This window comes from Burkholderia latens (genome assembly GCF_902499045.1).
Taxonomy (GTDB): Bacteria; Pseudomonadota; Gammaproteobacteria; order Burkholderiales; family Burkholderiaceae; genus Burkholderia; species Burkholderia latens.
In genome coordinates this window covers 110,988-134,510 of record NZ_CABVPL010000006.1, presented here as the reverse complement: position 1 = coordinate 134,510, position 23,523 = coordinate 110,988, and the positions used below count along the sequence as shown (strand labels likewise).

General features: G+C 68.4%; 20 protein-coding genes. 16 read left to right on the top strand and 4 right to left on the bottom strand.

The window, feature by feature from the left end; genetic code table 11:
• Positions 1-6: 6 nt before the first annotated feature.
• The 8 genes from BSE24067_RS06705 (at position 7) to BSE24067_RS06670 (ending at position 10,171) form a co-directional block, all read left to right on the top strand.
• Positions 7-1,485: a flavin monoamine oxidase family protein gene (locus tag BSE24067_RS06705; protein ID WP_151063741.1), complete on the top strand. Its 1,479-nt coding sequence runs from the start codon at positions 7-9 to the stop codon at positions 1,483-1,485.
• Positions 1,486-2,193, top strand: coding sequence for a c-type cytochrome (locus BSE24067_RS06700; RefSeq protein WP_151063740.1), 708 nt, complete (start codon positions 1,486-1,488; stop codon positions 2,191-2,193).
• A gap of 181 nt (positions 2,194-2,374) precedes the next feature.
• A complete protein-coding gene (locus BSE24067_RS06695) occupies positions 2,375-3,505 on the top strand; it encodes a saccharopine dehydrogenase family protein (protein WP_151063739.1) in 1,131 nt (376 codons plus the stop codon).
• A gap of 42 nt (positions 3,506-3,547) precedes the next feature.
• Entirely contained in the window at positions 3,548-5,101 is a 1,554-nt protein-coding gene (locus BSE24067_RS06690) for an AMP-binding protein (RefSeq protein WP_151063738.1), read from the top strand.
• Between the two features lie 25 nt (positions 5,102-5,126).
• Positions 5,127-6,368, top strand: a complete 1,242-nt coding sequence (locus tag BSE24067_RS06685; protein ID WP_151063737.1) for a thiolase family protein — start codon at positions 5,127-5,129, stop codon at positions 6,366-6,368.
• A gap of 11 nt (positions 6,369-6,379) precedes the next feature.
• Positions 6,380-7,867: an NAD(P)/FAD-dependent oxidoreductase gene (locus tag BSE24067_RS06680; protein ID WP_151063736.1), complete on the top strand. Its 1,488-nt coding sequence runs from the start codon at positions 6,380-6,382 to the stop codon at positions 7,865-7,867.
• A gap of 165 nt (positions 7,868-8,032) precedes the next feature.
• Positions 8,033-8,710, top strand: a complete 678-nt coding sequence (locus BSE24067_RS06675) for a TetR/AcrR family transcriptional regulator (RefSeq protein ID WP_174904717.1) — start codon at positions 8,033-8,035, stop codon at positions 8,708-8,710.
• A gap of 171 nt (positions 8,711-8,881) precedes the next feature.
• Positions 8,882-10,171, top strand: coding sequence for an acyl-CoA dehydrogenase family protein (locus BSE24067_RS06670; RefSeq protein WP_151063734.1), 1,290 nt, complete (start codon positions 8,882-8,884; stop codon positions 10,169-10,171).
• A 72-nt stretch (positions 10,172-10,243) separates the two neighbouring features.
• Here BSE24067_RS06670 and hchA read toward each other — a convergent pair whose 3' ends face one another.
• Positions 10,244-11,125 carry a glyoxalase III HchA gene (gene hchA / locus BSE24067_RS06665; RefSeq protein ID WP_151063733.1) on the bottom strand — a complete coding sequence of 294 codons (882 nt, stop codon included), beginning with the start codon at positions 11,123-11,125 and terminating at the stop codon, positions 10,244-10,246.
• 356 nt (positions 11,126-11,481) lie between these two features.
• On the opposite strand from hchA, the gene BSE24067_RS06660 reads away from it, so the two are divergent.
• The gene (locus tag BSE24067_RS06660; protein WP_174904716.1) at positions 11,482-13,146 is read left to right on the top strand and encodes a fatty acid--CoA ligase; all 1,665 of its coding nucleotides are present in this window, start codon (positions 11,482-11,484) and stop codon (positions 13,144-13,146) included.
• Between the two features lie 109 nt (positions 13,147-13,255).
• Here BSE24067_RS06660 and BSE24067_RS06655 read toward each other — a convergent pair whose 3' ends face one another.
• Positions 13,256-13,675, bottom strand: coding sequence for a nuclear transport factor 2 family protein (locus BSE24067_RS06655; RefSeq protein ID WP_151066151.1), 420 nt, complete (start codon positions 13,673-13,675; stop codon positions 13,256-13,258).
• Positions 13,676-14,019: 344 nt separating this feature from the next.
• Between BSE24067_RS06655 and BSE24067_RS06650 the strand changes: the two genes are divergently transcribed.
• Positions 14,020-16,785 carry a winged helix-turn-helix domain-containing protein gene (locus BSE24067_RS06650; RefSeq protein ID WP_151066152.1) on the top strand — a complete coding sequence of 922 codons (2,766 nt, stop codon included), beginning with the start codon at positions 14,020-14,022 and terminating at the stop codon, positions 16,783-16,785.
• Positions 16,786-16,812: 27 nt separating this feature from the next.
• On the opposite strand, the gene BSE24067_RS06645 is transcribed toward BSE24067_RS06650, so the two are convergent.
• Positions 16,813-17,706 (bottom strand): LysR family transcriptional regulator, encoded by an 894-nt coding sequence (locus BSE24067_RS06645; RefSeq protein ID WP_244130508.1) that lies wholly within the window; start codon positions 17,704-17,706, stop codon positions 16,813-16,815.
• Between the two features lie 173 nt (positions 17,707-17,879).
• On the opposite strand from BSE24067_RS06645, the gene BSE24067_RS06640 reads away from it, so the two are divergent.
• The 3 genes from BSE24067_RS06640 to BSE24067_RS06630 all read left to right on the top strand — a co-directional run bounded on the left by BSE24067_RS06640 (position 17,880) and on the right by BSE24067_RS06630 (position 20,463).
• Entirely contained in the window at positions 17,880-18,917 is a 1,038-nt protein-coding gene (locus tag BSE24067_RS06640) for an NAD(P)H-quinone oxidoreductase (protein WP_151066181.1), read from the top strand.
• Between the two features lie 132 nt (positions 18,918-19,049).
• Positions 19,050-20,039, top strand: a complete 990-nt coding sequence (locus BSE24067_RS06635; protein WP_151066153.1) for a LysR family transcriptional regulator — start codon at positions 19,050-19,052, stop codon at positions 20,037-20,039.
• A 49-nt stretch (positions 20,040-20,088) separates the two neighbouring features.
• Positions 20,089-20,463 (top strand): BON domain-containing protein, encoded by a 375-nt coding sequence (locus tag BSE24067_RS06630; protein ID WP_151066154.1) that lies wholly within the window; start codon positions 20,089-20,091, stop codon positions 20,461-20,463.
• Positions 20,464-20,586: 123 nt separating this feature from the next.
• Here the strand turns inward: BSE24067_RS06630 and BSE24067_RS06625 are convergent, their stop codons facing one another.
• A complete protein-coding gene (locus tag BSE24067_RS06625) occupies positions 20,587-20,742 on the bottom strand; it encodes a DUF3309 family protein (RefSeq protein ID WP_151066155.1) in 156 nt (51 codons plus the stop codon).
• A 219-nt stretch (positions 20,743-20,961) separates the two neighbouring features.
• Here BSE24067_RS06625 and BSE24067_RS06620 point away from each other — a divergent pair, with 219 nt between their 5' ends.
• The 3 genes from BSE24067_RS06620 to BSE24067_RS06610 all read left to right on the top strand — a co-directional run bounded on the left by BSE24067_RS06620 (position 20,962) and on the right by BSE24067_RS06610 (position 23,520).
• Positions 20,962-21,636 (top strand): histidine phosphatase family protein, encoded by a 675-nt coding sequence (locus BSE24067_RS06620; RefSeq protein ID WP_151066156.1) that lies wholly within the window; start codon positions 20,962-20,964, stop codon positions 21,634-21,636.
• Positions 21,637-21,656: 20 nt separating this feature from the next.
• Positions 21,657-22,688, top strand: a complete 1,032-nt coding sequence (locus BSE24067_RS06615; protein ID WP_151066157.1) for a phosphotransferase — start codon at positions 21,657-21,659, stop codon at positions 22,686-22,688.
• Positions 22,689-22,755: 67 nt separating this feature from the next.
• Positions 22,756-23,520 (top strand): SDR family oxidoreductase, encoded by a 765-nt coding sequence (locus tag BSE24067_RS06610; RefSeq protein ID WP_151066158.1) that lies wholly within the window; start codon positions 22,756-22,758, stop codon positions 23,518-23,520.
• Positions 23,521-23,523 lie beyond the last annotated feature (3 nt).

The window sequence follows — 23,523 nt, the reverse complement described above, 5'->3', positions numbered from 1 at the left end:
TTGGACATGAATCGCAATCACAGGCCCGATCCGCGAGTCAGGCGCCGAATGCTGCGTGCCGCCGCGGCAGGCGCCGTATCGCTCGCGGCTGGCGAGGTCACGTTCGCGGAAAGTGCGACACCTGCCGCGGCCGCGAGCGGCGTGCTCGACGTCGTGATCATCGGCGCGGGGCTCGCGGGGCTCACCGCCGCGCGTGACCTGAAGCGGGCCGGATGCGACGCGTTCGTCGTCGTCGAGGCGCGCGACCGCGTCGGCGGGCGCACGTACAACCACGATCTCGGGCATGGTGTCGTGTCCGAAGCAGGCGGACAGTGGATCGGCCCCGGCCAGACGGCGATCGCCGATCTCGCGCGCGAACTCGGCGTCGACACGTTCCCGACGTTCTACGCAGGCAAGACGGTCGTGCTCGCCGGCGATACGCGCGTCGCGCAGGATTTCCACGGCGGCTCGGGCGGCGACGGCGCGATCGGCGCGAAGCTCGGCGCGCTCGCGCTCGGCGTGCCGTCGCGCGAACCGTGGACGGCGCAGCACGCGGCCGAACTCGACAAGCTGACCTACGGCGACTGGCTGCTGCGGCAGGGCGTGACGTACGAAGACGGCTACTTCCTCGGCTTGGCGGCGAAGCTGTCGCTCGGCGGCGCACCGGCGCAGCTCGGGCTGCTGCACTACCTGTCGGTTATCAACAGCGCGGATTGCGACTACGCGAAGCTCGAGTCGATCAAGGGCGGCGCGCAGGAAACGCGCTTCGTCGGCGGTTCGCAGGTATTGAGCCTGCGGATGGCGAACGAGCTTGGCACGAAGGTTCGACTGTCGTGCCCGGTGCGCAGGATCTCCGGCTGGGACCGCGACGTCGTCGACGTGCAGACCGATCGCGGCGTGTTCCGCGCGCGGCGCGTGATCGTTGCGCTGAATCCGGCGCTGTGCGAGCAGATCGCGTTCGATCCGCCGCTGCCGGCCGGTCGCGCGCAGCTGCAGCGCAACTGGCCCGCGAACGCGCCGATGCGCAAGACGGTGCACGTGTACGACCGGCCGTTCTGGCGCGACGACGGCTACAACGGCCAGATCTTCGAGGTCGGTGGCCCGGTCTTCATGGCGTACGACAACTCGCCGCCCGACGGCTCGGTCGGCGTGCTCGCCGCATTCGTCGCGCCGGGTGCGCTGCCGTCCGAGCCGAAGGCCGCCGAGCGGACGCTGTCGGCCGTATTCGCGCGCGCACTCGGCGACAAGGCGCTGCATCCGACCCAGTTCCACGACTACGACTGGGGCCGCGTCGATCCATGGACGCTGCAGTGCATCCACCCGCTGCCGCCCGGTTTCTGGACGAAATGGGGCAAGTTCCTGCGCCCGGAGGCCGGCCGGCTGATCTGGTCGGGCACCGAGACGGCCGACCTGTGGCCGGGCGCGATGGATGGTGCGGTGCGCTCCGGGCACCGCGCGGCCCTGCAGGCGCTCGGCAAGCTGGCCGCCCGCGGCAAGGAGGCGTGAATGAAACGAGCCTGGATGATCGGCACCGCGCTCGTGATCGCGGGCGTCGCGACGGCCGGCACGCTGTATGGCCCGGACCTGATCGACGGCATGCGCTACCAGAAGGCGATGGCCGCGATCGGCGGCGCGGACAACGCCAACGGCGGCGCGTGGCCGCAGCCGCAGGAAACCTGCGCGTTCTGCCACGGCGCGCACGGGCAGTCGCGCAACGCGTGGTATCCGTCGCTGTCAGGACAACCCGCGGGCTACATCGCCGCGCAGTTGCGTGCGTTCGGGAGCGACACGCGCCGCAATGCATACATGGGGCCGCTTGCGCGCGAACTCGACGACGCGAAGATCGACGCGCTGGCGGCCTATTTCGCGCGGCAGGCGCCCGAGCGCAACGAGGCGGTACCGGCGGACGAGGCGCTCGCGCAGCGCGGGATGGCGCTGGTCGCCGCGCGAGGCTGCCAGGCGTGCCACGGTGCGGCATTGACGGGCAAGGATCGCATGCCGCGCGTCGCGGGCCAGGGGCAGCAATACCTCGACGCGCAGTTGGCCGCATTCCGGTCGGGCCAGCGCCGCGATCCGACCGGCGCGATGAACGGCGTGGCCGCGACGCTGTCCGGCGACGACACGCGGGCCATCGCGCATTACCTGGCGAGCCTGTCGCCGGACGGCGCCGGCGGTGCGAGTGCCGCGGGCACTGCGAGTCATGCGGCCCGATGATGCGGACGGCACGTCGGGACCGGGAATACCCTGCCTTTTTCTTCGTCCCTTACTTTGTCATAGTGACCTAACATTGGTAATGTGTTCTATGAATGCGGATCGGAATGTGAAGCGGCAATAGTGGCAGCAGCGGCCGTCGGGCCGAACCGGTTTTCAACAACTCATGTTTCAGGAGACAACCATGGCTAAGCACCCCGTCGTCGTTTATGGCGCAAGCGGTTACACCGGCATGTTGATCATGGACTGGCTGATCGACGAGAACATCCCGTTCACCGCGGTCGCCCGCAACGCGGGCCGCGCGAAGGAGATGATGGCGCAGCGCGTCGTGCGCCTCGAATCCGCGCAATACGAAATCATCGAGGCCGAGCACGACGTCGACGCGCTCGCGAACGCGTTCCGCGGCGCGAAGGTGGTCTGCAACACCGTCGGGCCGTTCTCGAGCTTCGGGCTCGTCGGTGTGGAGGCCGCGCTGAAGGCCGGCTGCCATCACCTCGATACGACGGGCGAACAGTCGTACATCCGCCAGGTGCGCGACGAGTTCGGCGAGCTGTATCGCCAGGCCGGCCTGCTCGTGTCGTCGTCGAACGCGTACATGTACACGTTCGCCGAGATCGCCGCCGAACTGGCGCTCGAGACGCCGGGCGTCGACGCGCTGGAGACGGCCACGCTGACGCGCGGCCCGCGCGGCGCGGCCGGTGTGAGCATCGGCTCGACCGCGACGATCTTCGACGGCGCGCGCCACGAGTCCTGCTACCTGTGGGAGAAGGCGCTCGTGCCGCACGCGCCGGACGCGTCGTTTACCGTCGCCACGCCCGAGCTCATGCAGCCGGTGTTCTGCCTGCCGTGGGGCGGCACGTCGCTGCCCGTCTACTTCGAGCGCGACGCGCGCGTGCGCAGCTGCATCTCGTGCGTGGGCTTCTACGACAACAACGTGATGAAGCTGGTGCATCAGTTCGGCCAGAAGTGGGAGGCCGAATACAAGCACCTGCCGCGCGAGCAGCAGGACGAGGTGCTGAAGCAGGTGGTCGCGTCGACCACGCCGACGATGCCGCCGCGCGAGCGCACGACGATCCAGCGCAGCGTCGACTTTGCGATCGGCCGCGGCCAGCTCGCGTCGGTGCGCGCGACCGTGCACGGCATCACGCCGTACATCTCGACGGGGGCGATCCATACGGCCGGCGTGCTCAAGCTGCTCGACGGCGACGTCGCGCGCACGGGCTTCGCGTCGGGCTCCAAGGCGTTCGGCCATCGTTACCTGCTCGGCTTCCTCGAGCAGCGCGGGCTCGCGCGCGCGACGGTCACGCAACTGTGACGGCGGCCGCGGTGCCGGACCCTATTCAACGGAACACGTGACATGGCCATTATCGATTTCTACGACCGCGGGTGGCGCATCAATCCCGACGGCATCGCGTACATCCAGGACGACCGCAGCTACACGTTCCAGGAAATCGGCGAGTTGTCGTGCCGCATCGCGAACGGGCTGCTCGCCGCCGGCTTCTCGAAGGAGGCGAAGGCGGCGGTGTGGGCGGACAACGACGTGACCGGCTGGAGCTGCGCGCTCGGCATGTGGCGTGCGGGGCTCGCGTATATCCCGGTGAACGGCCGCAACGCAGTGGCCGAGAACCGGTACGTACTCGATGCGTTCGACTGCGAGGTGCTGTTCTTTCATCACGCGTTCGCGGATGCTATCGACGCGCTGCGCCCGAGCCTGCCGAAGGTGCGGCTGTGGGTGTGCATCGATGCCGACCTGCCGTGGGCGCCTTCGCTCGCGACATGGAGCGCCGGGCAGCCGGCCACGCGGCCGGCCGTCGACTACGCGATGGACGACGTCGTCACGCTGTCGGCCACCGGCGGCACGACCGGCCTGCCGAAGGGCGTGATGAACACGCACCGCTCGTTCCAGACGTATTTCGCGAACTTCATGATCGCGATGTCGTACGGCGCCGAGCGCCCGGTCAACCTCGCCGCGGCGCCGATGACGCACACCGCCGGCATGATGTCGCTGCCGTGCACCGCGCGCGGCGGCACGGTGGTCGTGCTGCCGAAGCCCGATCCCGCGCTGCTGCTCGGCGCGATCGTCAAGCACCGCGTGACCGAGTTCTTCCTGCCGCCGACGGTGATCTACCGGCTCCTCGACATCCCCGGCATCGAGAAGGTCGACTTCTCGTCGCTGCGCTACTTCCTGTACGGCGCCGCGCCGATGTCGGTCGAGAAGCTCAAGCGTGCGATCGACGTATTCGGTCCGGTGATGACGGGCGGCTACGGCCAGACCGAAGCGCCCGCGTCGATCTCGTATCTGACGCCGGCCGAGCATTTCGTCGACGGAAAGCTGGCGCCGGACGAACGGCTCGCGTCGGTCGGCCGCCCGAATCCGCTCGTGCGCGTCGAAATCGTCGGCGAGCGCGGCGACGTGCTGAAGCAGGGCGAGACCGGCGAGATCTGCGTGCGCGGCGATCTGGTGATGAAGGGCTACTACCGTGCGCCGGACAAGACGGCCGAGACGATCGTCGACGGCTGGCTGCACACCGGCGACATCGGCCATCTCGATCGGGAAGGCTATCTGCACATCACCGACCGCAAGAAAGACATGATCATCAGCGGCGGCTTCAACGTCTATCCGAGCGAAGTCGAGCAGGTGATCTGGTCGCATCCGGCGGTGCAGGACTGCGCGGTGATCGGCGTGCCCGACGAAAAATGGGGCGAGGCCGTGAAGGCCGTCGTCGAGCTCAATGCGGGTCAGCGCGTGAGTGCCGACGAGCTCATCGCGCTGTGCAAGGCGCAGCTCGGTTCGGTGAAGGCGCCGAAGAGCGTGGACTTCATCGCCGCCCTGCCGCGCAGCACGGCCGGCAAGGTGCTGAAGAAGGACCTGCGCGAACAGTACTGGCAGGGCCAGCAACGCAGGATTTGATCCGCATCGACAGGGATTCCAGACGATGAGCAACATCTACATCGCCGGCATTGCGATGACCGTGTTCGGCAAGCACCTCGACCGCAGCGTCGACGACCTCGCACGCGAGGCGCTGCAGCGCGCGTTGCGCGACGCCGGCTGCCATGCGGACGCGATCCGCGCCGCGTTCTACTCCGGCATCACCAACGGCGCGTTGCAGGGCCAGCTGTCGATTCCCGGCCAGGTCGTGTTCAGCAAGATCGGCCTCGACGGCATTCCGATGTTCAACGTCGAGAACGCGTGTGCGTCCGGCAGCACGGCCGTGCATCTCGCGGTGCGCGAGCTGCAGGCCGGCGCGTGCGACGTGGCGCTCGCGCTCGGCGCGGAGAAGATGAACGTCGCGGACAAGGCGAAATCGTTCGCGCTGTTCGAGGCCGGCTGGGACGTCGCGCGCGTCGCCGAGAACTTCGCGACGCTCGCGCGGCTCGGCGAAGGGATCGAGCCGCCGCCCGGATCGGAGTCCGAGCGGCCGTATAGCCGCTTCATGAAGATCTACGCGGCGCTGTGCCGGCATCACATGCACACGTACGGCACGACGCAGCGGCAGATCGCGGCCGTGTCCGCGAAGAACCACGCGCACTCGGTGCACAACCCGTACTCGCAGTTCCGCCAATCGTTCACCATCGACGACGTGCTCGCGGCGCCGCCGATCACGTATCCGATCACGCTGCCGATGTGCGCGCCGCTGTCGGACGGCGCGGCCGCGGCGATTCTGTGCACCGACGAAGGGCTCGCGCGCATCGGCGCCGATCGCAGCCGCTGCATCCGGATCGCCGCGAGCGTGATCCGCAGCTTCACGCGCCGGCGCATCGACGAGCCGCACAAGAACATCGGCCGGCTCGCGGCGATGCAGGCATACGAGCAGGCGGGCGTCGGTCCGGAGGACATGGACGTTGCCGAAGTGCACGACGCGTCGGCGATGGGCGAGATCATCCAGGCCGAGAACCTCGGCTTCGTGCCGTTCGGTGAAGGCGGCCCGGCGGCCGAGCGCGGCGAGTTCACGCTCGGCGGGCGGATTCCGGTCAACACGTCGGGCGGGCTTGAATCGAAGGGCCATCCGCTCGGCGCGACCGGCATCGGCCAGCTTTATGAACTCGTCACGCAGTTGCGCGGCGAGGCCGGGGCGCGCCAGGTACACGGCGCGCGCCATGCGATTCAGGAAAACGGCGGCGGCCTGCAGGGCATCGAGGAGGCGGCGCTGGCGATTCACATTCTCAGCAAGGACTGACGGAGGCGGACATGAGCGACGCATACGGCGCGATCACGGCCGGGCAGACTGCGCCGGTGGAGCGACAGGCGGCAGCGCGCGCGGCGGGCGGTGTCGGCGCGGCGGCGGCGATGCACACGCCCGGGACGGATTCGGCGGGCCCGTTCGCGCGATGGGGAGACGAAGTCCGCGCGGACGCCGCGCTGCAGAAGTATCGCGCGATCGGCGGCTGGCTCGACGCGCCGGAGCACGCGCAGCCGTCGCTCGAAGGCGACGTGCACGCGGACGTGATCGTCGTCGGCGCCGGCTTCGCCGGGCTGTCGACCGCGCTGGAGCTGGCCGCGCGCGGCGCGAGCGTCGCCGTGCTCGAACGCGAGTTCGCCGGGTTCGGCGCGAGCGGACGCAACGCCGGCTATCTCGCCGGCGGCCAGGGGCTCGAATACGAACTGTTCGTCAAGCGCGTCGGCCATGAGCAGGCGAAGCGGATCGTCGGCTTTTACGACGAAGGCGTCGCCTATGTCGAGCGCAAGCTCGCCGAACACGCGATCGATTGCGACTACCGCGCGTCCGGCATCATCCGCGCGGGCGTGCATCCGTCGCAGGAGAAGCGGCTGCGCGAAAGCATGGAAACCGGCATCGAACTCGGCTCGCCTGCGCAGTTTCTCGACGGTGCGGCGATGCGCGCACGCGGCATTCCGCCCGCGTTCCTGTTCGGCGCATACGTGCCGGGCGGAGGCACACTCGATCCCGGCAAGTACGTCGCGGGGCTGCGGCGCGCGGCGCTGGCCGCCGGCGTGAAGCTGTACGAGAACACCGCGGTACTCGGCTTCGACGATGGCCCGACCGTACGCGTGCGTACCGCGCGCGGCAGCGCGAGCGCACCGATGGCCGTGCTCGCGACCAATGCATACACGCCGCAACTCGGCCTGCTCGGCGACAAGGTGATGCCGTTGCGCGTGTCCGCGCTCGAAACCGAGCCGCTGTCCGATGCGCAGCTCGATGCGCTGGGCTGGCCGAACCGCGAAGGCATCGTGACGTCGCACCTGACGATGGAGAGCCATCGGCTCACCGCGCGCAACACGCTGCTGCTGACGACCAAGCGGCTGCACTACGTGTACGGCTCGCAAACGCCGAACGTGCGGGACGACGACGCGTATCGCGCACTCGCGAAAACGCTGCATGCACGCTTTCCGCAACTGGGCAACGTGCCGGTGCGCGCATGCTGGAGCGGCTACATCTCGTTCGCCGGCGACGCGCTGCCGGTGGTCGGCGCGGCCGGCGCGCACCGCAACGTGTTCTACACGGCCGGCTGCTCGGGGCACGGCGTCGGCACGCAGTCGCTGATCGGGCGCGTGCTGGCCGAGCGCATTCACGACGGACAATCGCCGCTGCTCGACGCGTTGACGCACAACACGCCTTCGGTGCCGCCCGAGCCGCTGCGATGGTGCGCGATGACCGCGATGCTCGGCATCGCGAACGTGCTCGACGAACGCGTGAATCGCAAGGTGCGCGCGATGTAGCCGCGCACGCTCGTCGCGACGCGGTAACGCGCATTCGGCCGGACCGCCCGGCGAACGGGCGGCTCGATGGAAAATGACGCGCGCATCGGGTATAGTCGTTTGCGCTCCGTAAGGTACGGAGCATCAATTCGACGAAGCCGAAACGCCATCTTCACGACGAACACGATGACAGTGTCCAACGAGCAGCGCCGCACGAGAAAGCGGCGCACTTCGACTGCCACCGCAGCAGCGAGCAATCCCGACGGTTTGCGGGCGCAAGGCCTGCGCACGCGCAACACGATCATTCGCGTCGCGCGCAAGCTGCTGCTCGAAGGCGGTCCGCTGGAATTCTCGCAGCGTGCGGTCGCCGCGGCCGCCGGAATCAGCGTCAGCAATCTGCAGTACTACTTCCCGACGCGCATCGCCGTGCTGCGGGCCGTCATCGAGCCGGTCATCGATACGTATCTGGAAGACATGAAGCGCGCGCTGAGCAGCGACGCATCGCCGCGCGACGTGTTCGAAGAAATCATCGTGCGCTCGATCGCCGATGCGAAGGATGCGAAGTACAACGCATTGTTCCGGCATTTCCTGTCGTTCGCGGCCACCGACGCCGAATGCATGAAGCTGTGCGAAGAATGGTATACGGCGCTCACGCGCGATCTCGCGCAGCTGGTGCGCGCGATCACGCCCGCCTTCAGCGCGGCCGACAGTCGGCATGCGGCCACGATGCTGATCGCGCTGGCCGATGGCCTCGCGATGCAGTACGGCACCATCGGGCGGCACACACAGGCGCTCGATGCGTATTTCGCCGCGACGTCGCGCGCGATCGCATACGGCACGCTCGCGGCAACGGCCGGCAAGTAACCACGCGCGCCCGCGGCGGCCATGCAGACAGAGACAGGGGAATACCCTGTCTTTTTTTTACTTTCCGTGTTTGTCATGATGACCTATGTTAGGTATGTATTACTAGATATGGGATGGCCGGGCGCGTCTGCAGCCCGGTCGACATGACTGGAGTCCAGGAGGAGAACGGAAATGATTCGTCTGAGCAAGTCCGCGGCGCTGCCGCTCGTCGGCCTGACCGGCTTCGAGACGCCGCTGAGCGAAGAAGAACGCGCAATCCAGCACACGGTTCACCGTTTTGCGCGCGACGTGCTGCGGCCGATCGGGCGCGAGCTCGACCGGATGACGGCGGAGGACGTGATCGCACCCGGCTCGCCGTACTGGGCCGCGATCGTCGAGAGCGCGAAACTCGGGCTCGATCCGCAGCTCATCGCGCAGTTTCCGCCGGAGACCGCGGTGCGCATCGAGTCGCTGATCGGCGAGGAGCTCGGCTGGGGAGACTCGGGGCTGGCCGTGTCGATCGGCGCCGCGACGATGCCGCTGATGATGGCGCATTCGGTCGGCAATCCGGAGCTGGTCGAGATGTGCGCGGGCAAGGTCGGCTGCTGGATGAACACGCAGCCCGATCGCGGCTCCGATGCGGCGATCCTGTATCGGCAGGAGCTCGGCGCGAACGGCCGGCAGCCGGTCGGCAACGTGACCGCGAAGGTGGGCGCCGACGAGATCGTGATCAACGGCCAGAGCTCTGCGTGGATCTCGAACGGTTCGGTCGCGCAGGTCGCGCTCGCCTACATGGCGGCCGACTACGGCGACGGGTTCTACGGCGAAGGCGAGCGCAGCCGGTTCACCAACGGCATCGCGATGATCCTGCCGCTCGATCTGCCGGGCGTGTCGCGCGGCAAGCCGCTCGACAAGATCGGCCAGCGCTCGCTGCCGCAGGGCGAGATCTATTTCGACAACGTGAAGGTGCCGAAGCGCTTCGCGATCGCGCTGAAGGACGACTATCTCGGCAATCTCGCGTCGACGTGGTCGTACGCGGGCACGCACATGTGCCAGGTATTCGTCGGTGTCGCGCGCGCGGCGTTCGAACTCGCGCTCGCGTATTGCCACGAACGCAAGCAGGGCGGCGCGCTGCTGATGGATCACCAGATGACGCACCTGCGCATCGGCGAGATGCTGCGACGGCTGGAGATGGCGCGCGCGATCGCGCGGCGCAGCCTCGCGTTCTCGCGGATGTCGCCGCAGAGCCATCCGTACGCGACCGCGCAGGCCAAGGTCAGCGTGACCGAGGAAGCGATGAAGGTCACGCACGAGGCGTTTCAGCTGTTCGGCGGCAACGGCACCACGCGCGAGTTTCCGATCGAGAAGCTGTTCCGCGACGTGCGTTCGGCACTGATCGAGGATGGCGAGAACTACATTCTCGCGTCGCGACTCGGCGTGCTGGCCGGCGAGCTTTACCAGAACGGGTGGACGCGCGAGTAAGCGGCGCGTGCCGTCATGCGGCAACCCGCGCGCCCGGGCGGAACGCCGCCCCGGCGCGCGGCGCGCGCGACGTCAGTTCCCCACTTCCTTCAGCAACGCGGCGGCGGCGAGCTTGCCGACACCGTTGGACGCGAGCGGGCTGTCCCCGGTGATCAACTTGCGGTCCTGATGGCAGCGCCCGGTCATGTCCTTGTTCAGCACGTTCGCGCCAAGCTTCTCCAGACGATCGGCGACGAGCCACGGCAGCGGGCCCGGCATGTAGCCGATGTCGAGGTTCGGACCGGTGTCGAGCGCGTCGGGAAACACGCAGATCTCGTAGTCCTTGAACGGGTAGTCCTGCGGCGCTTCGTCGATCGCCGCGGCCAACAGACACGCGGGGCCGTGGCACAGCGTGACGATGTGCCGATCGTTGTCGAGCGCCCACTTGAGCGTTCGTTTGACGTCCTTGCTGTGCGGAATGCCGGCGAGCACGCCGTGGCCGCCGGGAATGAACACGGCGATGTACGGCGAATCGGCGCCGAGGTTGTTGTCGAGCACGTCGGACAGCTTCAGCGGCGTCTTGAGCTTCTGCAGGTATTTCCGGTACGTGCTTTGTACGGCTTCGTCGTCCTTCGGCATCGCCCACAGCTCGAGCTTCGCCGGATTGCCGGAGAGCGTCGCGACATCGATTTCGAAACCGGCCTTGTCCATGTGATGCATCGGCAGCAGCATCTCGACCGGATGATTGCCGGTCGAGAACATCTTGCCGTTCGTCATCAGCACGTAGCGCTCGTCGGTCGCGATCATCAGGACCTTCCACTTGCCGCCGGTGTAGGGATTCGGGTAGTCCGCGCCGTCGAAATCGGTCTTCGACGACGTGTATTGCGACAGCGAATACGGCGACGGAAAGAACGCGTTGTTCTCGGCGGGATCGGGGGTGGGCGTTCGGTCCATCTGCGTCGTGTCGGAAGTCATGGCTGCTCCTTGTTCGGGGACGGGTTCGGGGTGGCGGCATGGATTCGCCGGTGGGCGGTTTCGATGCGCATGATGGAACCGGCCGCGCCGGCGTTCTGTTCATGTGTCGTCGGGCGGAGGCGGGCCCGACGACGAGGATGCGCGCTGCGATGAATCCTACAACACGGCGTGGCGGCGATCGCCCCCCCGAACAGGTGGGGCGCGCGTCGCGGCCGCTGCGATGTTCGTATGGAGGATCGAATGACGGGCCGTTCCGCCGGCGCCCCTCCCCCTGAACAGGGGGGGCGCGAAACGCGACCCGTCCGGTATCGTGGCCGCAATCGCGACGACCGGCCAGGTCGCTTATGGAGGCATTCATGAATTCGTCATACCTGAGCGCGGACGATGCGGCGGCCCCGGCCGCGCATGCGTATCCGCTGCTGATCAAGCAACTGCTGCATGCGCCGCTCGCGACCCGGCCCGAGCAGGAGATCGTGTACGCCGACCGGGCACGGCACGACTACTGGACGTTCCGGCACCGCATCGGCCAGCTCGCGAGCGGGCTCGCGGCGCTCGGTGTCGGCGCCGGCGACGTCGTGGCCGTGATGGACTGGGACAGCCACCGCTACCTCGAGTGCTACCACGCGATTCCGATGATGGGCGCGGTGCTGATGACGGCCAACGTGCGGCTGTCTCCCGATCAGTTGCTGTACACGCTGAACCATTCGGGCGCGCGCGTCGTGCTGGTGCACCGCGATTTCCTGCCGCTGCTGGCCGGCATGCGTGACCGGTTGACCGCGGCGACGCACTTCGTGCTGATCGCCGACGGCGACGACGTCGACCTGCCCGACGGCTTCGCCGACGAATACGAGCGGCTCGTCGCGGCCGGCTCGCCCGATTTCGCGTTTCCCGATTTCGACGAGCAGACCCGTGCGACGACGTTCTATACGACGGGCACCACCGGGCTGCCCAAGGCCGTCGCGTTCACGCATCGCCAGCTCGTGCTGCACACGCTGGCAGGCATGGCCGCGTTGTCGAGCGCGCGCGATCGCGGGCGCGTGCATCGCGACGACGTCTACATGCCGATCACGCCGATGTTCCACGTGCATGCGTGGGGCATGCCGTATATCGCGACCGCACTCGGCCTCAAGCAGGTCTATCCGGGGCGCTACTCGCCGGACGGTTTGCTCGCGCTGATCGCGCGCGAAGCGGTGACGTATTCGCACTGCGTGCCGACGCTGCTCGCGATGATTCTCGACAGCCCGGCGTCCGCCGACGCGGACCTGTCTTCGTGGAAAGTGATCGTCGGCGGCTCGCCGTTGCCGGAAGGACTGGCACGGGCGGCGCTCGCGCGCGGCATCGAGGTCTACACCGGATACGGCATGTCGGAAACGTGCCCGCTGATGACGATCGCGCAGATCGATCCGCCGCGCGCGGCCGCCGACGCACCGGGCGACGATATCGCGCGCCGGACGAAGGCCGGGTTGCCGCTGCCGCTCGTCGACCTGCGCATCGTCGACGCGCAGTTTCGCGACGTGCCGCACGACGGGCGATCGGCCGGCGAGGTCGTCGTGCGGATGCCGTGGGCGACGCAAGGCTATCTCGGCGACGCGCAGGCGTCGGAAGCGTTGTGGGCGGGCGGCTACCTGCATACGAACGACATCGGCGTCATCGATCCCGACGGCCGGCTGCAGATCACCGACCGGATCAAGGACGTGATCAAGACGGGCGGCGAATGGGTGTCGTCGCTCGAGCTCGAGGACATCCTGTCGCGCCATCCGGCCGTGCGGGAATCGGCGGTGATCGGCGTGAAGGACGCGCGCTGGGGCGAGCGGCCGCTCGCGCTCGTCGTGCTGGCCGACGAGCATGTCGGCCGCGTGGAACCGGCGGAGCTGCAGGCGCATGTGAAACAGGTGGCCGATCGCGGGTTGATCTCGCGCTATGCGGTGCCGGAACGCCTGCTGATCGTCGACTCGATCGAGAAGACCAGCGTCGGCAAGATCAACAAGCGCGCACTGCGCGAGCGCTACCAACCGCAGTGAGCGGCGGCGCGCCGGCCGCGGGCCGGCCGCACCCGGGCGCGCGGCCGTGCCGGTGGCCCCGTCGGGCCATCCGCCGCGCACCATGCCGACGGGCGCCATCCGAAGGACCTCATCCGAGCGTCGTCTTGCCGAGATCCTCGAACAGCCGCACGTTGTCCCAGTAGGCGGCGAGCCGCGTGATGCGGCCGTCGGCGTCGAACTCGAACACGAACGCATGCCGGAGCGAGAACGCGCGCCCGCGGTTCTGGATGCCGGCGAATTCCCGCACCTGCGTGCCGCCGATCGTGACCTCGGCCGTGGCATGACGGCCGGCGTCGTCCGCATGGATCGCGTCGACCTCGTTGCGCAGGTCCGGAAACGCGTCCAGCAGCGCCCTCCAGACGGCCTTGCCGTGCACGGCCGCCGGGCCGGTCACGGCGATCGGCACGTAGTCGAGCGTGGCATCCGGCGCGAACAGCGCGAGCATGCCGTCGATGTCATGCCGGCGATACCGGTCGAAAAACGCGGCGGCGACGTCGCGACGGTTCATGGCAACTCCCGAAGAGAAAGGACTGCGACAGCGGCGGCGCGCGGCGCGGGCCGCCCGCGGGGCGGTGCAGTCAGGATGAAGCGACTTCTCCGCGCGAGGTAGCCCCCCGAATGGGGGGCTGAACACCGGCATTCGTTCGAGAACAATGCGGGTCCTTTACCGTGGATCGTGACGCGGCGCCGCAAGCGCGCAGCGGTCCGGACATCACCTACTTTTGACGGGCGGGGGCGAATCGCTATGCTGTTTCGGGGCGCGGCACACGTTGGCCGGGCATTCGGCCGCGCCGCGGGCGCCGCTTTCCGGGACGACGGACATGCGCACAGCGCGAGGAGAACGGGAACAGCATGACGCCGAGGAACAGCAGTCAACCGGCCGCGCACGCGGATGCCGACACGATCGAAGTGCTCGTGCGCACCAAGCTCGCGCCGGCGTCGGCCCGCGGGATCGTGTCGCGCATCGCGCGGCTCGGGCGGCTCCAGCGCGCGCTCGACCGGCGGCTGACGCTCGTCTGCGCGCCGGCCGGCTACGGCAAGACGACGCTGCTCGCGGAATGGCGCAGCGCGCTCGTCGCATCGGACGCGAAGGTCGCATGGGTGAGCCTCGATCGGGACGACGACAACGCGTCGATCTTCTCGTCGTACGTGGTCGCGGCGATCGTCGATGCGACCGGCGGCGTCGGCGTGCGCGCGCAGCGGCTGCTGCGCGACCGCGCGCTGATTCCGCTGAAGACCGTGTTCGACGAACTGCTCAACGAGCTGGAGAATTCGGGCGTCGAACTGTTCCTGATGCTCGACGATTTCGATCGGCTGTCGTCGCCGGTCATCCACGACGCGATGTTCGAGCTGCTGCGCTATGCCCCGTCGAACCTGCACGTCGTGCTCGCGTGCAGATCGATTCCGGCGCTGCCGCTCAGCTACTTCGAATCGCGCGATCAGCTCGTGCGCATCGACGAAAACGACCTGCGCTTCGACGATGCGGAGACGCGCGCGTTCTTCGAGCGGATCGCCGGCAAGCCGCTCAACGCGGAAAACGTCGAACGCCTGCGCGCGGCCACCGAGGGCTGGGTGTCGGGGCTGCAGCTGGCGGCGCTGGCGCTGCACGACGACAGCGACGCGGCGCGCGTGGCCGAACAGGTCAGCCACGCACGCGCGGGCATCGCGACTTACCTCAACGAGAACGTGATGACGCAGGTGCCGGACGCGATCCGGCATTTTCTGCTGCATACGGCCGTGCTGGACCGGATGACCCCGGCGCTGTGCGATGCGCTCACCGGCCGCGACGATGCGCTCGACTGCCTCGAATGGCTGAGCGCGCGCAATCTCTTCATCCGGTCGATCGACGGCGATCGCCGGCGTTATCGCTATCACGCGCTGTTTTTGCAGTATTTGCGCGAGGAACTCGCGCTGCGGGAACCCGGCGCGGTCGCCGGGCTGCATCGCCGCGCGAGCGAATGGCATGCGGCCGAGCGGCAGTGGCCGGATGCCGTCCGGCACGCGCTCGCGGCCGGTGATTTCGACGCGGCTGCCGGCTGGGTCGAAGCATGTGCGATGAAGCTCATCGCAGCGAGCGACGTGCGCACCGTGCTCGACTGGGTGTCGCGCCTGCCCGCGCAGGCGCTGGCCGGCCGCCTGCGGCTGCGGATCGCGCACGCATGGGCCCTCGCGTTGTCGATGCAGATGATCGACGCGCGCCGTGCGCTCGAGGCGCTGGAAAGCGACGTCGCCGCGGGGCGGCTCGACACGGATGCCGTCACGTCGACCGAACTGCTGGCCGTCCGCTCGCTCGTTACCGCGCTGTCGGACCACAGCACCGACGCGTTGCACCTCGGCGAACGCGTGCTGGCGGCCGGGCCGCCGGCCGGCTCGTGGATCGAGCAGATCGGGCAGACGACGCTCAGTTTCGGGCTCGGCTACGCGGGGCGCCTCGACGATGCGCTGCATCTCCGCGCCCGCGCCGAGCGCGCGGCGTCCGGCCACGAGCCGCTGTTCGCGAACGTGTACCGCCAGAACATGTCCGGTCTCGCGGAATTCGTCGCGGGCCGCCTGCACGACGCGTCGAAGACGTTCGAAGCCGCGCTGCGTGCCGCGGAGCGGGCGGCGGGGCGCCTGTCGGCGGCCACGGCGCTGTCGGCCGGCTACCTGTCGGCGATCTACTACGAGTGGAACGACTGGCAGAGAGTGCGCGACGCGCAGGCCGACCGCTTCGATATCGCGATGCAGGCGTGCTCGCTCGGGCCGTTGCTGCGGTTCGTGCAGACCGCCGCGCTGCTGCAGTTCCAGTCGGGGAACGACGCGCGCGCGCATGAACTCCTCGACGACGCCGATCACGTCGCATGCACGCGGCAATGGCTGCGGCTGCGCGTCGGCTGCATGGCGACCGGCGTGCGGCTGCACCTGATCTCGGGGAAGCCGACGCACGCGCATCGCGTGGCGCGCGCGCTCGCGTCGATGGTGCCGGCGGCGCCGCCGGACGAGACGTCGAGCCACGTCGAGACGTGGCAGATGGCGCGATCCGCGCATGCGCGGCTGCTGCTCGCCGACGCGCGCGCGGACGAAGCCGTGCAGGTCATGGCGACGGTACACGACGTGCTCGCCGCACGCGGATTCGACTGGCTCGCGGCGCAGGCCGCGGTGCTGCGCGCGGTCGCCTGCGATCAGGCGGGCGACGAGGATACGGCGCTCGCGATGCTCGCGCGGGCGCTCGAATACGGCCAGGGCAACGGGCTCGTGCGCACCTTCGTCGACGAAGGTCCGGCGGTGGAGCGCCTGCTTGCGCGCGTGCAGAAGCAGATCGACCGCTTTCCGGCGCTCGCCGCGTGGTACCCGCGCGAACTGTTGCGCGCGTTCGACGCGCAGCGTGCCGCGAGCGCGACACCGGCCGGCCGCCCCGGCGCGGCTGGCAGCCTGAGTGCGCGTGAAGCCGAAATCCTCGATTACGTCGCGCGCGGGCTGTCGAACAAGGAGATCGCCCGCGCACTGCGCGTCGCGCCCGAGACGATCAAGTGGCATCTGAAGAACATCTTCGAAAAGCTCAACGTCACGTCGCGCATCCAGGCCGTGAGCAGCGGTCTCGCGCTCGATGCGTCGCGCGTGCGGCCCGGCGACGAATGAGCGCTTGCCGTCCGCACGCGGCCGGCGTCAACGATGCACGGCGAACGACGCCGAGATTTCGTCGATCGTCGCGCGAATCCGCGCGGTGTGGCGCAGGTCGCGATGCGTGACGAGCCACACTTCGTACGGCGCCGCGCGAACGCGTTCCGGCCACACGCGTGCAAGCCCGTCGCGCTCCCCCATGTGAACCGGAATCTCGCCGATCCCGAGACCCGAGCGCAGCGCCGCGCGCATCATCAGATTGGAAGTCGTGCGCGCGACGATGCGGCCGCCGCCGATCGGCTCGCGTGCGATCGTCGGGGCGCGGCTCGCGTCGATGTACGGCTGGTAGACGACGAGGTCGTGCCCCGCGAACGCATGGCCGCGCTCGGGCTCGCCGTGCCGGTGCAGGTAGTCGTGCGACGCGAACAGGCCCATGTCCCAGCGTGCCAGGCGGCGCGCGACGAGATCGGGATTCTCGGGCCGCACCGTGCGGATCGCGATATCGGCTTCGCGCTTCGCGAGATTCAGGATCTGCGTCGACGTGTTCAACGCGACCGACACGTCCGGATGCTTCGCGTGCAGCCGCGCGATCGCCGGCATCACGAATTCGAGCGCGAGCGCGTCGGTCGTCGTGATCTTCACCTCACCGGCGAGCCGCCGGTCGACGCCTTGCGTCAACCGCACCAGCTCGTGCGCGTGCTGCTCCATCGCCTCGGCGGCGCGTAACGCGAGTTCGCCGACCGGCGTGGGCAGATAGCCGTTCGACGAGCGCAGGAACAGCGTCGCGCCGAGCATGTGCTCGAGCGTCGCGAGCCGCCGCCCGACGGTTGCCTGGTCGATACCGAGCGTTCGTGCCGCGCCGCGCAGCGTGCGCTCGCGATGAATCGCGAGAAAGACGCGCGCGTCGTCCCAGTTCATCGCGTGTCCCGACTGATGCATTTTTGCATTCCTCGACCGGCAATTCGCTGCGTGTGTGCGCGCAGCGTCGCCCCTAGACTCCGTTCACACACATTGCGATGCCGCGATTCCGGGACGGCCCGTGAATCGGTCAGGCATCGACGAACGTTGAGGATCATATCGTGATTGATGACGTGAAACCGCTCCCCGCCGACATGACCGCGATCGAGATCGTGCGCCCCGGCGGCCCCGAAGTGCTCGTGCCGGCGACCCGTGCGGTACCGTCGCCCGCTGCCGGCGAAGTGCTGATCCGCATTCATGCGGCCGGCGTCAACGGCCCCGACGTGTTCCAGCGCAAGGGGCTGTACGATCCGCCGCCCGGCGCGTCGGACATTCCCGGCCTCGAGGTCGCGGGTGAAGTCGTCGCGATCGGCCGCGACGTTACGCGCTTCGCGATCGGCGATCGGGTGTGCGCGCTGATCCCGGGCGGCGGCTACGCGGAATACGCGGTCGCGAACGAAAGCAATACGCTTGCGATTCCCGAGGGCCTCGGGATGGCGGAAGCGGCGGCGATGCCGGAAACCTTCATGACGGTCTGGCTGAACCTGTTTCAGCGCGGCGGGTTCAAGGCCGGCGAAAGCGTGCTGATCCACGGCGGCGCGTCCGGCATCGGCACGACGGCGACGATGCTGGCGAAGGCGTTCGGCGCGTCGAAGATCATCACGACCGTCGGTTCGGACGCGCAGCGTGACGCGAGCGTGCGCCTCGGCGCCGATCACGCGATCGACTACCGCAACGAGGATTTCGTCGAGGCGGTTGCGCGCTTTACCGACGGCAAGGGCGTCGACGTGATCGTCGACATCATCGCAGGCGACTACGTCGCGCGCAATTTCAAGGCAGCCGCGCTGAACGGCCGCATCGTGCAGATCGGCGTGATCAACGGCCCGGCGAAGGAACTGGATCTGTTCCCGATGCTGACGAAGCGGCTCACGCACATCGGCTCGACGCTGCGCTCGCGCACCTACGAGGAGAAGGCGCAGATCATTCGCGAGCTCGAGCACGCCGTGTGGCCGCTGATCCGGCAAGGCACCGTCAAGCCGCAGGTGTACCGGCTGTTCGCGCTGCACGATGCGCGGGCCGCGCACGAGCTGATGGATTCCGGTCGCCATATCGGCAAGATCGTACTGGTGACGCCGGCGGCGGAGCCGGCGCTGCGGGCCGCCATCGCCGCAAACGCCAAGCATTCCACATGACGTGCGGACACTTCAGCCCCCCGCTCGGGGGGCTGAAGCCGCGGCGTGGATTGCCGGACAATCGGGACCACTGAATGCGTCGCCGCCGGCGCCGCGCTGCGCGGGCGCCGCCGCAATGGACGATGGGTCGAAATGGACATGCTCGAGAACATGCGGACGTTTGTGCGCGTCGTGCAGGCCGGCAGCTTCACCGCCGTGGCGAAACAGACGGACGTCGCCACCGCGCAGGTGTCGAGGGCCATCGCGAGCCTGGAGGCGTATGCGCAGATCCGCCTGCTGCACCGGACTACCCGCAAGATCGCGCTGACCGACAGCGGGCGCCGCTACTTCGAACGCCTGCTGTCGATCCTCGGCGACGTCGACCAGGCCAACGCCGAGGCGCGAAATGCGCTGGTGCGCCCGTACGGGCGCCTGCGCGTGCATACGATGCCCGGCCTCGGGCAGAGCCACGTGACCGCGGCGGCCATCGCGTATCAGGCCGGCTTTCCTGACGTCTCGATCGAGATGACCTACTCGCAACGCATGCCGAATCTCGTCGAGGAGGGCTACGACGTGTCGATCGTTACCGCGTCGAACCTGCCCGACTCGGGCTACATCGCGCATTCGTGCGGGACGTCGCACAGCGTGCTGGTCGCGTCGCGTGCCTATCTCGAGCGCCACGGCACGCCGGCGACGCCGGCCGATCTCGCGAACCACACTTGCCTGCGTCTCGATACGCCCGCCGAAGCACATGGCGAATGGCGGCTGCACGGCGCCGCCGGCGACACGGTCGTCCATGCGGTGCCGGACGCGCCGTTTCAGGCGAACGCGCCGGAATCGCTGTCGATCGCGCTGCATGCCGGTCTCGGCATCGGGTCGCTCGCGATCTATTCGGTGATCGACGATCTGCGCAGTGGGCGGCTCGTGCGCGTGCTGCCCGATTACCGGCTGACGATGCTCGACGTGTACGTGATGTATGCGTCCCGCCGATTCGTCGATGCGAAAGTCCGCACGTTCGTCGATCACGTGCGCGCGACGCTGGCGCTCGCGCTGCAGGCCGACGAACGCGCGCTTGCCGCGCTCGCGGTGCCGCGCGGCCGTGGTCGCGCGCGCGTGCACGCGTTGACCGTCGCCACGGCCTGAAGGCTGGCGGCTTGTCCTTTCCCGTTTGTTCCCGTCCAGGAGAAATCTGATGAAGCACCGTTTTGCAATCGTCATTGCAGGTTTCGTGGCGCTGTCGCCGATGGCCGGCCATGCGCAGTCCGATACCGCCACCGCCGTGGCGTCGGCGTCCGCGCCGAACGCATCGCCGCGCGCAGCAAGGAAAGCCGAGCGAGCGGCCGATCGCGCGTTTGCGAAGAAGGTGCGTCAGGCCGTGATGAAGGCGCCCGGTATCGGCAACGCGCAGGTCACGGTGTTCGCGCGGGCGAAAACCGGCGACGTGACGCTGGCCGGGCTGATCACCGATGAAGCGCAGGACCGGGCCGCCGTCGACGCGGCCCGCCAGGTGGCGGGCGTGACGTCGGTGAAGAGCCGGCTCCAGCTGCGGCTGGAAGGCGGCCAGTAACGGGCGGCGCGCCCGTATGCTGCGTGTCCTTGCCGACCCTGTCGTGTAAAGAATCCACGACGAAGGGGCCGGCAGGACCGCGCGGGCCGCCCGTTCCTCGCCGCGTGCCGGCGCCGGCAGCCGTCAGATCCGCCCCAACAGCACCAATACCACGACGATGATGACGATCAGCCCGAGACCGCCCGACGGCCAGTAGCCCCACTCACGGCTGTGCGGCCACGCGGGAAATGCTCCGATGAGCAGCAGAATCAGAACGATGATAAGGATCGTACCGAGCATCGCATCCCTCCTGAACGTGGTGACATGACGATGGCGGATGTCGCAATTCGCGTGCCGCGACGCCGGGAGGTGAAAGGCACTGCAAGCGCATTGTCTGAATAGGCCGACCACCCATGAATTCACGCGATGAATACTGATCGATTCAGAAAATAAATTTCAAAAATGCGGGCCCGGTCGCTATGCTGGGCCTTCGGTTTCCCTCACGCGGCAGGCGGGCAAATGGCTGAACTCTTTCTGGTACGGCACGGGCAGGCGTCGTTCGGCACGGACGACTACGACCGCCTGTCCGCCGCGGGCGAGCAGCAAGGCGTGTGGCTCGGCGAATACTTCGCGCATCAGCGCCTGACGTTCGACCGCGTGATCTGCGGCACGATGAACCGCCATGCGCAGACGGTCGCCGCGATCCTGCGCGGGATGGGCGGCGAAGGCGTGCACGTCGATCGCCATTCCGGCCTGAACGAATACGACTTCCACGGGCTGTTCGCGGCAGCGGCCAGTGACTATCCGGAGATCGCGCGGCTCGCGGCCGGCTCGATGAAGGAGCACTTCCGCGCACTGCGCCAGGTGCTGCACCTGTGGGCCGACGACAAGCTCGGCGACACCGCGCCCGAGACCTGGTCGAACTTCCAGCAGCGCGTGGCCGACGCACGCGCCGCGATCCGCGCCGGCGGCAGCCAGCGCGTGCTCGCGGTGAGTTCCGGCGGCCCGATCGCCGTGACGGTGCAGCAGGTGCTCGCCGCCCCGCCGTCGAGCGCGATCGCGCTGAACCTGCAGATCCGCAACAGCAGTCTTTCGCAGTTTTTCTTCAACGCCGACGCGTTCCACCTGGCGTCGTTCAACGGCATCCCGCACCTCGAGGATCCCGAACGACATGCGTGGCGCACGTACGGCTGACCTTCCGAACGATCGCGACGATGACGAACCCTTCCCAGCCCCTCGACGCAGCCCGGCTCACACGCTATCTGGAAGCGCACGTGCCGGGCTTCGAAGGCCCGCTCGACATGGAGAAGTTTGCCGGCGGCCAGTCGAACCCGACCTTCCTGCTGCATGCGAAGAGCGGCCGCTACGTACTGCGCCGCCAGCCGCCCGGCGAGCTGCTGAAGTCCGCGCATGCGGTCGATCGCGAGTTCCGCGTGCTAAGCGCGCTGTCGGGCACCGCGGTGCCGGTCGCGCATCCGTATCACCTCTGCGAAGACCGCGACGTGATCGGCAGCCTGTTCTACGTGATGAGCTTCGAGGACGGCCGGATCTTCTGGGATCCGGCGCTGCCGGAATTGCCGACGGCCGATCGCGCGACGTGCTACGACGCGCTGATCCGCACGATGGCCGCGCTGCACGACGTGGACGTCGACGCGGTCGGTCTTGCCGACTACGGCCGCCCCGGCAACTACTTCGAGCGCCAGATCGGCGTGTGGACGAAGCAGTATCGCGCGGCGGAAACCGAGCGCCTCGACGCGATGGAGACGCTGATCGGCTGGCTGCCGAAGGCCTGCCCGGAAGACGTGAGCCGGCCCGCGCTCGTGCATGGCGACTTCCGGATCGACAACCTGATGTTCGCGCGCGACGGCTATCGCGTGCAGGCCGTGCTCGACTGGGAGCTGTCGACGCTCGGCAATCCGCTCGCCGATCTCGCGTATTTCTGCATGTGCCTGCGATTGCCGTCGGGCGGACAGGTGCGCGGGCTCGCGGGCCAGGATCGCGCGGCACTCGGGATCCCCGACGAAGCGGCGATCGTCGCGCGCTATTGCGAACTGCGCGGGATCGAACCGATTCGCGACTGGCATTTCTATCTCGCGTTCAGCTTTTTCCGGCTCGCCGCGATCGCGCAGGGCGTGAAGGCGCGCGCGCTGCAGGGCAACGCGTCGAGCGAGCAGGCGCTGCGCGTGGGCGCGATGGCCGGCCGGCTGGCCGAGATGGCCGTCGGCGTGATCGACGCGCATCGCTGAACGCGCGGACATCGGTTGCGTCGCCACGCCGCGACCCGACAACACATCAATGGAGGAGCACAGCAACATGGCAACGAATCTGTTCGACCTGACGGGCAAGATCGCGCTGGTGACGGGCGCGAGCCGCGGCATCGGCGAGGAAATCGCGAAGCTGCTCGCGCAGCAGGGCGCGCACGTGATCGTGTCGAGCCGCAAGCTCGACGACTGCCAGGCGGTCGCGGACGCGATCGTCGCGGCGGGCGGCCGCGCGGAAGCGCTCGCGTGCCACGTCGGGCGGCTGGAGGACATCGCCGCGACGTTCGAGTCGATCCGCGGCAAGCACGGCCGGCTCGACATCCTCGTGAACAACGCGGCCGCGAACCCGTATTTCGGGCATATCCTCGACACCGATCTCGCCGCGTATGAAAAGACCGTCGACGTGAACATCCGCGGCTACTTCTTCATGTCGGTCGAAGCCGGCAAGCTGATGAAGGCGCAGGGCAGCGGCGCGATCGTCAACACCGCGTCGGTGAATGCGCTGCAGCCGGGCGACCGGCAGGGCATCTACTCGATCACGAAGGCCGCGGTCGTCAACATGACGAAAGCGTTCGCGAAGGAATGCGGGCCGTTCGGCATCCGCGTGAACGCGCTGCTGCCGGGCCTCACGAAGACGAAGTTCGCCGGTGCGCTGTTCGCCGACAAGGACATCTACGAAACCTGGATGACCAAGATCCCGCTGCGCCGCCACGCGGAGCCGCGCGAGATGGCCGGCACCGTGCTGTACCTGGTGTCGGACGCGGCGAGCTACACGAACGGCGAATGCATCGTCGTCGACGGCGGCCTGACGATCTGAGCG